The 3,068-nt window shown below is 43.1% G+C and carries 4 protein-coding genes; all 4 read left to right on the top strand.

Annotation, left to right across the window (positions count from 1 at the left end; translation table 11 throughout):
- Window positions 1-247: 247 nt before the first annotated feature.
- The 4 genes from B157_RS0110900 (at window position 248) to B157_RS35055 (ending at window position 2,845) form a co-directional block, all read left to right on the top strand.
- Complete coding sequence (locus B157_RS0110900) at window positions 248-523, top strand: hypothetical protein (protein ID WP_020603360.1); 276 nt, start codon at window positions 248-250, stop codon at window positions 521-523.
- Between the two features lie 50 nt (window positions 524-573).
- Window positions 574-999, top strand: coding sequence for a response regulator (locus tag B157_RS0110895; protein ID WP_020603359.1), 426 nt, complete (start codon window positions 574-576; stop codon window positions 997-999).
- 207 nt (window positions 1,000-1,206) lie between these two features.
- Window positions 1,207-2,412, top strand: a complete 1,206-nt coding sequence (locus B157_RS0110890) for an ISL3 family transposase (protein ID WP_020603358.1) — start codon at window positions 1,207-1,209, stop codon at window positions 2,410-2,412.
- Between the two features lie 178 nt (window positions 2,413-2,590).
- Window positions 2,591-2,845, top strand: coding sequence for an energy transducer TonB (locus tag B157_RS35055; protein ID WP_157618394.1), 255 nt, complete (start codon window positions 2,591-2,593; stop codon window positions 2,843-2,845).
- Window positions 2,846-3,068: the final 223 nt, after the last annotated feature.

The following is a 3,068-nucleotide window of genomic DNA, read 5'->3' as shown; positions in this document are numbered from 1 at the left end:
GTTTATTCCGTCACGGTTTAGATGAACTGCGCGATAGAATCCTTAAAGGCCAACCTGTTGGCCACCTTGTACCACTTTTGTCCTGTACTTAGGTTAAGGGGATATTTCAAGAAATGCTCTCTAACCCGAGGCGATAAAACAGCGTAAAAGAAGCTCCCTAAAATGGGCTAAATTACCACTCGACAGACCCGCAACAAAGTAGTAGATTTGCGGCCATACAACCCCCTTAAGCGGGGCTAATAACGTGATGGAAAAAGAACTTGGAGCCAAGAATTTAGTACAGTTTCGCCTAACAGGTACCCCGGATGGCAACCTGTTAGTGAGTTTTTACCAACTTGATGTCTTTAACGAGAAAGCCGTCAACTGGCATATTGCCGGGCTGTTAGTGGACAACAAGCTAGGCGCTCGTGTGCTTTATGAGGGGAATTTGTCAAACAATACCGCTTATCAAACGGCGATCAGTAATCTTTTGGAGCGGGTGAATATGTACGTTAACTGCGTTCGGATCGAGATAGTAAAATAGTGGCTTTTCGGTATTTGGTTATCATAATGCTCACTTATACAACGAATTATATGAATAAAGAGGGACCAATCATCATTATAGAAGATGATGATGATGATCAAGAAATTTTAACGCAAATTTTTAAAATACTTGATTATAAAAACCAAATTATCTTCTTCAGTGATCCTGAAGAAGCCCTCACATACTTGATTAGTAGTGATGTTGAGCCCTTTATTGTACTTTCAGATATCAATATGCCTAAATTAAATGGGCTGGAATTAAGAGAACAGGTGCACAATAATGAAGACTTAAGAGTAAAGTGTATTCCCTACTTATTCTTTACAACAAGTGCCGAGCAAGAACACGTTATTGACGCCTACTCAAAGTCAGTTCAGGGCTTTTTTGTCAAGCCCAACAGCTTTAACAAATTAGAGCAAATGATTAAAAGGATAGTGGAATATTGGCAGGATTGCGTTTCCCCAAACTATATTAAATAGCTTAAGCTGTATTCATTGGCCTTGTAAGTGTTTCGATCTTACAATATTTTCTTAACATAAAATCAGTTATGCAACAGGTCTAGGAATAGTACTAACTTGCTGTGGGGCAGGAAGTTGTACTTTACCTAGACCTGTTGCATAACTACACTTATTTAAAGAAACTGGTTCTTGAAAAGTTATTGCGGACTGAGCTAATATTGATCCCTTATGCAAATAGACATTGACAGCTTGCTCAACCTGCCTCAGGTGAAGGTGACTGACTTCTCTTTTACCGATAAAGAGGTGCTAATCGAATTGGTTAGGACGCCCCCATCCCAAAACTGCCCCCTTTGCCAGCAACCCTCTACAACCATTCGTAGCTACACTTCTCGCAAAGTTAGGGACTTAGATATACTGGGACGCAAGACGTTGTTGACCTTGCAATCTCGCCAATTTGAATGCCCAGACTGCCACCGTTTTTTCATCGAAGATGTGGGCTTTGTGGAGGGCAATCGCGGACTGACTCAACGCTATGAGGCTTACCTCTACAAAATGAGTCTGGACACCACCATTCAGCAAGTGAGCCTCAAAGAAGATATCTGTTGGGCGACGGTCAATCGCATTCATGAGCAATACAGCCAAGAGCAACTCAACGCTGGAGAGGATGGCTGGGCGTTAGTAGAAATACTGAGCATGGATGAAATCGCGGTGCGAAAAGGCAAACGCAACTTTGCTTGTGTCTTACGCGATGCCCAGCGAAATACCGTACTGGACTTTTTGGAGAAGCGGGATATGGCCACTCTAAAAGCCTATTTTGTTCAAAGAGGGGCTGCTTTATGCCAGCAAATCAAAGTGGTTGTGTCCGATATGTGGGATGGCTATGTAAACTTGGTGGGCGAAAAAGGGGTGTTTCCCAACGCCATCAATGTGATTGATCGATTCCATTTTGTGCAGCACTTATCAACGGCTCTCGACCACCAGCGCAGGCTAGCCCGCAAGGAGTTGAGCCAGGATGATCGGCTCAAAAACCTACGCTGGCCGCTACTTAAATCGCCCGAGAAGTTGACGGCTGAGGAGTCATTACAGTTGCAAACAGCTTTTTCAGCTTGCCCCGTGTTAGCCTCTATCTACACCTTACGTGCCAAACTGAAGGCTCTTTTTGACACTGATTACAGTCAAAAAGCGGGTTTATTGGCCCTGACAAGTTGGGAAGCAGAAGCCTCCCGGGTAGACTCCAAACCGTTGACTCGTTTCTTAGTTACGGTCAAAAACTGGAAGGAAAAGGTGAGTCATTTTTTCACCGACCGACTCACCAACGCGGGTATGGAAGGCACCAACAATCATATTCGGGGGATCATTCGGCGAGGCTTTGGCTATAGAGATTTTGAGTCGCTTCGTCTGCGAGTATTGACTGAATGTGGTAGTATTCCGTAATGACTTTCCAAGAACCAAGAAACTTTATTCAGATATGCGTTAGATAATAAGCTGACTATGTAACTTAGAATAATGCTACAACCTGTTTTCTGATTAGCCTAATGTCAAATTAACCCGCCCTAATTAACTTTAAACCATAGTGAGAACTTTGTACTTAACGTCCCTCTTTTTGCTGGTTATGAGTCTTCCGCTCGCTTTAGCTCAAATGCCACAGTACCGTCTTGATAAAGATCCTGTTTTTATTGCTATTGCTTCACGCCGGATTGATTACCCGCCCATTTTGGCGAATAACGCCATTTACGGACGAGTTTACGCTGGGTTTGAGATTGATGAGCGTGGTCGAATCCAACATATTACTCTACTTTATCCAGTTCTGAGCCAGCTCGATAATAGATCATATGGATTTGAGTATGTGATAAAAAATGGCTTGTAACATATGCCCTCCTTGAACCCAAATTACGTCGGCAGCTATATGTTGCCAATTGCTTTTTGTTTTACTCATCATCGAGAGGGGCCTAACCCTATCATTCCGACAAATGTTTTACCTCACGGCTACTACGTGCAATGGTTAGTCAATATTTAGGCGGCTATACAGCCGAAGTGATAAAGTTGACGCACTCTAGGATCATTTTTCTCCAGTTTAGTGCCTTTGGGTA

The organism is Spirosoma spitsbergense DSM 19989, assembly GCF_000374085.1.
Lineage (GTDB): Bacteria > Bacteroidota > Bacteroidia > Cytophagales > Spirosomataceae > Spirosoma > Spirosoma spitsbergense.
The sequence above is the reverse complement of the archived record's forward strand: the minus strand, read 5'-3'. Positions and strand labels throughout refer to the sequence as shown.